Annotated in this window: 7 protein-coding genes; 2 read left to right on the top strand and 5 right to left on the bottom strand. The window is 55.7% G+C overall.

Translation table 11 applies throughout. From position 1 onward, the window contains the following. Positions 1–130: 130 nt before the first annotated feature. The 5 genes from ACRBB0_RS24550 to ACRBB0_RS24530 form a co-directional block, all read right to left on the bottom strand. Positions 131–886: an ABC transporter ATP-binding protein gene (locus ACRBB0_RS24550; RefSeq protein WP_299930319.1), complete on the bottom strand. Its 756-nt coding sequence runs from the start codon at positions 884–886 to the stop codon at positions 131–133. Positions 887–933: 47 nt separating this feature from the next. After that, the gene (locus tag ACRBB0_RS24545; RefSeq protein WP_431377117.1) at positions 934–1,695 is read right to left on the bottom strand and encodes an ABC transporter ATP-binding protein; all 762 of its coding nucleotides are present in this window, start codon (positions 1,693–1,695) and stop codon (positions 934–936) included. 12 nt (positions 1,696–1,707) lie between these two features. Continuing rightward, a complete protein-coding gene (locus tag ACRBB0_RS24540) occupies positions 1,708–2,910 on the bottom strand; it encodes a branched-chain amino acid ABC transporter permease (RefSeq protein WP_431377116.1) in 1,203 nt (400 codons plus the stop codon). 6 nt (positions 2,911–2,916) lie between these two features. Then, entirely contained in the window at positions 2,917–3,924 is a 1,008-nt protein-coding gene (locus ACRBB0_RS24535; RefSeq protein ID WP_431377115.1) for a branched-chain amino acid ABC transporter permease, read from the bottom strand. Positions 3,925–4,053: 129 nt separating this feature from the next. Next, entirely contained in the window at positions 4,054–5,397 is a 1,344-nt protein-coding gene (locus ACRBB0_RS24530) for an ABC transporter substrate-binding protein (protein WP_431377114.1), read from the bottom strand. A 231-nt stretch (positions 5,398–5,628) separates the two neighbouring features. Here ACRBB0_RS24530 and ACRBB0_RS24525 point away from each other — a divergent pair, with 231 nt between their 5' ends. Further along, complete coding sequence (locus ACRBB0_RS24525) at positions 5,629–6,933, top strand: helix-turn-helix domain-containing protein (RefSeq protein WP_431377113.1); 1,305 nt, start codon at positions 5,629–5,631, stop codon at positions 6,931–6,933. 183 nt (positions 6,934–7,116) lie between these two features. Continuing rightward, on the top strand, positions 7,117–7,485 hold the full coding sequence (locus ACRBB0_RS24520) for a response regulator transcription factor (RefSeq protein WP_431377112.1): 369 nt from the start codon (positions 7,117–7,119) through the stop codon (positions 7,483–7,485). The last annotated feature ends 8 nt before the right edge of the window (positions 7,486–7,493 follow it).

The following is a 7,493-nucleotide window of genomic DNA, read 5'->3' as shown; positions in this document are numbered from 1 at the left end:
CAGTGCCGATGATGGTGGATAGGTCTTGGACATGGGAACTCCTCCTGAAATTTAGGCGCAGGGAAACGAGAAAGGCCCCGGAATGCAAGCCCACTTTGGTCTTGCATAGCCGGGACCCCTTAATTGTTTATTAGATCGCCAAGTATTCGGCGCGCAGCTGTTCGTTCTCAAGAACTTCGGCAGCAGAACCGTCAAACACAATAGACCCCGTGTCGAGGATCACCGCGCGGTCGGCCAATTGCAGGGCGCGCACGGCGTTTTGTTCCACGATGATGGTGGTCATGCCTTGCTCTTTGATCAACCGCAGGGTCTTTTCGATCTCATCGACGATCACCGGGGCCAGACCTTCGTAAGGTTCGTCCAGCAACAGCACTTTGATATCACGGGCTAAGGCGCGTGCGATCGACAACATCTGTTGCTCACCGCCCGACAGGGTCACGCCCTCTTGGTTGCGACGTTCGCGCAGGCGCGGGAATAGGTCGTACAAGCGATCCAATGACCAGCCGATGGGTGGGGCGATCTGGGCCAGCTTCAGGTTTTCTTCAACCGTCAGACCGGGGATGATGCAGCGATCTTCGGGGACAAGGCCAAGGCCATTTGTCGCCGCTTCATGCGATTTCATCAGGTGCAACGGCTTGTGATCCAGCCAAATCTCACCGTGGTTGACCTGCGGGTCGTCCATGCGTGCGATTGAGCGCAGCGTGGTGGTTTTACCGGCACCGTTACGGCCCAAAAGCGCAAGAATCTCGCCTTCGTGGACGTTAAAGTTGATGCCTTGGACGATGTAGCTCTCACCATAGTAAGAGTGCATATCCCAAACAGAAAGGAACGCTGGGGCCGTTTCGGCTTGGTTGGCGTTCTTGGAAAAATCCGGACGTACGTTCATGTCTTATCCTCTTTTGAGAAAGGGGGGCGGGGTCACCGCCCGCCCGATCAGACCTGTTGGGTCTCGCCCAGATAGGCTTCTTGTACTTTTGGATGGCCCTTAATGTTTTCGGGCGTATCCTCGACCAGCGGGGTGCCTTGGGCCAACACGGTGATGCGATCCGCCAAGGAGAACACAACATGCATGTCGTGTTCGATAATCGCGATAGTGATATCGCGCTTTTCCTTGATCTCTTTGAGAAGATCGATCGTGTTGTTGGTATCGGCCCGCGCCATACCCGCCGTTGGTTCGTCCAAAAGCAAGAGCTTTGGATCCTGAACCAGACACATGGCCATTTCCAAACGCCGCTTGTCACCGCGTGACATCGAGGCCGAGTGCATCTCGCGCTTGTCGAGCATGTTGACCTCGGCAAGCATCTCTTCAGCTTGCTGGATCAGGCCTTTCTCGGCCTGAACACTTTCGATGGCGTGCAAGCGATAGGCCCCGTCACGTTTGGCAAATAGGGGGATCATCATGTTTTCCATTACCGTGAGATCACCAAAGATCTCAGGGGTTTGGAAGACGCGGGAAATACCCATCTGGTTGATTTCATGCGGGCTACGCCCCAGCACCGAATTGCCGTCAAACATGACAGACCCGGTATCGGGGATCAGTTTCCCAACAAGGCAGTTGAGCAAGGTCGATTTGCCCGCGCCGTTGGGGCCGATGATGGCGTGGCAGGTGTTTTCCTGCACGCTGAGATTGACATCCCCCAGCGCTTGGAGGCCACCAAACCGTTTGCCTACGTCTTTGACTTCAAGAATTCCCATCCGTCTCTCTCCTTATTCCGCAGGCTCGGTTGAGGGTGATTTGCCATCGTCGTCTTTGTTTTTCCTGCGCAAAGCCTTGGCGATACGCTGACCACCTTCGACGAGGCCGCCGGGCAAGAAGGTTACAACAAGCATAAAGATCAGACCCAGTGTCAGGTGCCAGCCTTTGCCCACAAACGGGTGGATGACCGCAACCATGAAGTTTTCGATCCCATCAGGCAGGAAGCTGAACCAAGTATGCAACACGCCGTCGTTGATCTTGGAGAAGATGTTTTCGAAGTACTTGATCATACCCGCGCCCAAGATTGGGCCGATCAAGGTGCCGACGCCACCGAGGATGGTCATCAGAACAACTTCGCCCGATGCGGTCCACTGCATGCGCTCAGCGCCGGCAAGCGGGTCCATCGAGGCCATCAAACCACCGGCCAAACCGGCATACATGCCCGAGATCACAAAGGCCGCCAGAGTGTAGGGCTTTGGGTTCAGGCCGGTATAATTCATCCGGGTCTGGTTGGATTTAATCGCCCGCAGCATCATGCCAAATGGCGAACGGAAGATGCGGATCGACAGGTAGAAGGCCGCAATCAGCGCGATGGCGCAGACATAGTAGCCAGCCGAGAAGGTGAAGGTCCAAGGGCCAACCGCCATATCATAGGCCGAGCGCATTTCCAGGCCAAACAGGTTGGTCACCGGGATCGAGCCATCGGCGGTTGCCGATACGCCAAGGATGCGTGGATCATCGAGCGTCACCTGCAGACCGGTTTCACCATTGGTCAGCGGGGTCAGAACCGAATAGGCCAGAGCGAAGGACATCTGGGCAAAGGCCAGTGTCAGGATCGAGAAGTAAATCCCAGTTCGGCGTAGCGAGACCCAGCCAATCAGCAGCGAGAACAGGCCCGCAATGATCACCGATAGGATAATCGCCGGAAGGATGTTCATGCTCAGCAGTTTGAACATCCAAACGGCCGAGTAAGAGCCCACACCCAGAAATGCGGCATGACCAAAGGACAGGTAGCCGGTCAGGCCGAAGAGGATGTTAAAGCCGATTGCAAAGATCCCAAAGATAACAAAGCGTTGCATCAAGTCCGGGTAACCGGCGTTGAATTGTGCCATGCCGCTATCAGACGGGAACGGGTTGAGGATGAATGGTGCCAGCATCGTCAGAGCGACGACCACCAACAACAAGGATGTGTCTTTTTTTCCAAGTCCAAGCATGGTCGTTTACTCCATCACGCCTTTGCGACCCATCAGACCGCGTGGGCGGACCAGAAGGATGATAATGGCGACAAGGTAGATGATGATTTGGTTGATGCCGGGGATGATTTCAGTCACCACAGTCATCGAGGCAAAGCTTTCCAGAATTCCGAGCAAGAAGCCCGCGGCCACAGCGCCGGGCAGGGAGCCCATGCCGCCGACAACCACCACAACAAAACTCAGGACCAAGAAGTCCATGCCCATATGATAGTTGGGCGCGTTGATCGGTCCGTACATCACACCGGCAAGACCAGCCACCGCAGCAGCAAGACCAAACATCAGTGTAAAGCGTTTGTCGATGTCGATCCCCAATAGGCCAACGGTTTCGCGATCCGCCATACCCGCGCGTACAACCATCCCAAAGGTGGTGAACTGCAAGAAGGCAAAGACAGCGCCGATGACAACAACAGAGAAGAAGAAGTAAACGATCCGCCAGACCGGATAAACGATGCCTTCGGCCAGAACAGCAACGCCGCTGAGTGAGTCAGGGGCGGGTGTCTGGATTGGGTTGGCACCGTAGATGGCTTTGATCACCTCTTGGAGAACAATGGCCAAACCAAAGGTCACAAGAATCTGGTCCGCGTGTTCACGTTTGTAGAAATGCTTGATCAGCCCGCGTTCCATGATGAAGCCGATAGCGATCATCACCGGGATGGCAAACAGAACGGCCAATGGCACTGACCAATCGATGATGGCCGCCCCCATTTCAGGCCCAAACCAACTTTCGACATAGGGGGTTTTGATCACCGCCGGGTTGCCAAGAAAGTCTGTTTTGGTTGGGTCAACTGTCTCAAAGGACAGGTTCAACAGACGTTGTAGGAAAACGGAACAAAAAGCGCCGATCATAAACAATGCCCCGTGGGCAAAGTTGACCACGCCAAGCGTGCCGAAGATAAGTGTTAGCCCGAGCGCGATCAGCGCGTAAGCTGAGCCCTTATCGAGCCCATTCAGGATTTGCGTAAGGAATACGTCCATGACCCCACCATTGGGTTAAAGGTGCCAAAAGCCCTTCGATGAAAATCGAAGAGATCCAGAGAGTGCGAAGGTTTCGAGAAACAGAAAATAGGTGGCCCGGCCCCGCTTTGGGGGACCGGGCCGAACTGTTTAGCCCGCGTTACAGGAACCGAGCTGGCCGCCTGCAAACATTGGGTGCTCGGGATCATAAGTCACCTGAGCAGCCGGGGTTACTTCGACAACTTCAAGAAGGTCGAACTCGGATGTTGGGTTCTCTTTACCCTTCACAACCAGCACGTCTTTGAAGCACTGGTGATCTTCGGCGCGGTACAGTGTTTTACCGTTGCCCAGACCGTCGAACTCAAAGCCTTCCAGAGCTTCTGCAACACCACATGGGTTGAAGGTGCCGGCACGCTGACAGGCGTCTGCGTACAGCAGGGTCTGACAGTAAGTTGTGTGCGCAGCCTGGCTTGGCGGGAAGCCGTATTTGGTGCCGAAGGATTTAACGAAGGCTTTGGAACCTTCATCCTGCAGCGACCAGTGCCAGTTTGTCGAACCAAGGATGCCCTTGATGTTCTCACCCGCACCACGTGCCATCAGGCGCGAGAAGAGCGGCACAACGATTTCGAAGTTTTTGCCGTTGGCTTGTGCTTCACGCAGGCCGAACTGAACAGCGTTGGTCAGCGAGTTGACCATGTTGCCGCCGTAGTGGTTCAGAACCAGAACGTCCGCACCCGAGTTCAGAACCGGAGCGATGTAGGACGAGAAGTCCGTCGATGCCAGCGGTGTCAGAACGTTGTTGACGGTTTCCCAACCCAGAGCTTCGGTCGCGGCTGCGATCGATTCCTGCTGTGTCCAACCCCAGGTGTAGTCAGCAGTCAGGTGATAGGCTTTACGGTCGTCGCCATAGAGGCCCTTAAGAACAGGGGCCAGTGCCGCGCCGGACATGTAACCGTTAAAGAAGTGACGGAAGCCGTTGGCTTTCTTGTCTTTACCGGTTGTGTCGTTCGAGTGTGTCAGGCCAGCCATAAAGATGACGCCAGCTTCTTGGCACAGACCCTGAACAGCAATCGCAACACCCGAAGAAGAGCCGCCAGTGATCATCACTGCGCCGTCTTTTTCGATCATCGACTTGGCCGATGCGCGGGCTGCGTCTGATTTGGTCTGCGTGTCGCCTGTGACGAACTCGACCTTTTTGCCGAGGATGCCGTCGCCCTTAAGCTCTTTGGAGCTAAAGGTGTTCAGCATGCCGCCGTCGCCGCCACCGTTCAGGTGCTCGACCGCCAGCTCATAGGCGCGGAGTTCGTCTGCACCCTCGTCAGCATAGGGGCCGGTTTGTGGAACGTTGAAGCCCAGAGTTACCGACGCGCCTGTGGGCTCGTTGGTGTAGGCAGCCGCCGAAGAAGCGGTGAAAATCGTTGGCAAAGCAACGCCGGCACCAGCAACGGCGCCCGACTTGAGCACGCCACGACGTGTCAGGTTGGTCTTGGACATGAAAATCCTCCCATTTCGTAAAAATGCAAACCCGGGCTCCTCATCCCGAACATGCGCGCACGTTTGTGCAAATCCAGTATGGTCCCGTAAAAGAAAATTGCGCAACAAGCGGTTTTGTCGCAACGGTTTTTTTGTCAATTGATGAAAAGTAGACTAAGGTATTCTGTAAAGATTTTTATATTGCGGCGCAGAAAGGCGCTGAAAAGACTAGGGAAACGCAGGGGAAAGCCGTTGCCAAGGGACACGTTAACCGGAAGCCGTATTCGCGAAAGGCGAGTCGCGCAGGGCATCAAGCAAGCTGAACTGGCCCGACAGGCCGGAATTTCGGCCTCGTACCTAAACTTGATTGAACACAATCGGCGCAGAATCGGTGGCAAGCTTTTGCTCGACATTGCGAATGTTCTGAGCGTCGAACCAGCTCTTTTGACCGAAGGTGCGGGTGCCGCGCTTATCGCTACCCTGCGCGAAGCGGCCTCGGACTTGCCGCAGGCCGGTGCAGAACTTGACAGGGTTGATGAATTTGCAGGGCGTTTTCCGGGCTGGGCGGAACTGTTATCGGCGAACCGCCAACGGATTGCTGCGCTTGAGCGCAATGTCGAAACCCTAACCGACCGGATGACTCACGACCCGCATCTGGCGGCATCTTTGCACGAGATGTTGTCGACGGTCACAGCGATCCGCTCTGCAGCCTCGATCCTGGCCGAACCGGGTGAGATTGACCCAGATTGGCAAGCCAGGTTTCATCGTAACATATATGAAGACAGCGCGCGTTTGGCAGAAACGTCTCGCGGGTTGGTGACCTATCTCGAGGCGGATGATGAAACCGCCACCGAAACCGGAGCGCCGCAAGAAGAGCTGGACGCGGTTCTTGAAGCCGCAGGACATCACATCCCAGAGCTTGAACGCGGCGAACCCGAAAGCGTCGCTCTAGATCGGTTGGGGCAGGGGATATCAGCGCCGGCTCGCGAATTGTTGCAAATCTGGATCAATCGATACTCGCGCGATGCTTTGGCGCTGCCGATGGATGCGCTTGCTCCGCTGATTGCGCGACACGGTCCCGATCCTGCTGTTTTGGTGCGGGCGACTGGTGCGGATCCGGCTCAGGTCATGCGTCGCTTGGCGGCGATGCCTGCCGATGTCCTGCCTGACCCTGTCGGATTGGCAATTTGTGACGCCTCTGGGGTTCTGAGCTATCGCAAGCCATTGTCGGATTTTCCGATGCCGCGATTTGGGGCGGCCTGTCCCTTATGGCCGCTGTATCGGGCTTTGAACCGACCAATGGTGATCTTGTCTTTGCCGCTTGTTCAACAAGGACGTGCCGGGGCGGGGGTCTGGGTTGATGCCTTGGCGCTGCCAGTTGGCGGGATTGCCGTTAACAGCGATCCGATTTTTGAAGCGCATATGTTGGTGCGGCCGGTCCCGCGCGAGGTGGAAGGCGCAGTTCAGGCCGAAGAGGTCGGTGTGAGCTGCCGTGTCTGCGCCAAGCCCAACTGCGCCGGCCGCCGCGAACCGTCTATTTTGGCATCTACAAACTGATTTGACCGCCACAGCAGAAGCCGAAGGGGGAAATTCTCTGGCAAAAAGGGCGAAAGCAACCAATTGGTCACACCTTATTATATGACAGGCTTTTGACAGCGCGGATTTAATAGGCATAGTGTGGAGACAACCTGCGCCCCTATAACAGAAAATGGGCCGCAGAAGGGCTAATGGGGGGGATACATGGCCGGGCAGGTGCTTGTAATCGAGGACGAGCCAAATATCATTGAAGCGATTAGTTTCATCCTATCCCGTGAGGGGTGGAATGTTGCGACGCATTCAAACGGGGATGATGCCGCCGAAGTGGTGCGCGCAAAATCTCCTGATGTGTTGATTTTGGATGTGATGTTACCTGGACGCTCTGGTTACGATATTTTGCGTGAATTGCGTGCGGATGCGCAAACTGCTTCACTTCCAGTGCTCATGTTAACCGCTCGTGGCCAAAGCAAAGACCGCGAAATGGCCGAACGTGCTGGGGCCAGTCGCTTTATGACCAAGCCGTTCTCGAATGCAGAAGTGCTCGAAGCAGTGCGAGCGCTAGCGCCAGTTTGAGTGACTTG

The organism is Pelagimonas sp., from assembly GCF_050633425.1.
GTDB lineage: Bacteria > Pseudomonadota > Alphaproteobacteria > Rhodobacterales > Rhodobacteraceae > Pelagimonas.
This window is presented reverse-complemented; position numbering and strand designations above follow the sequence as displayed.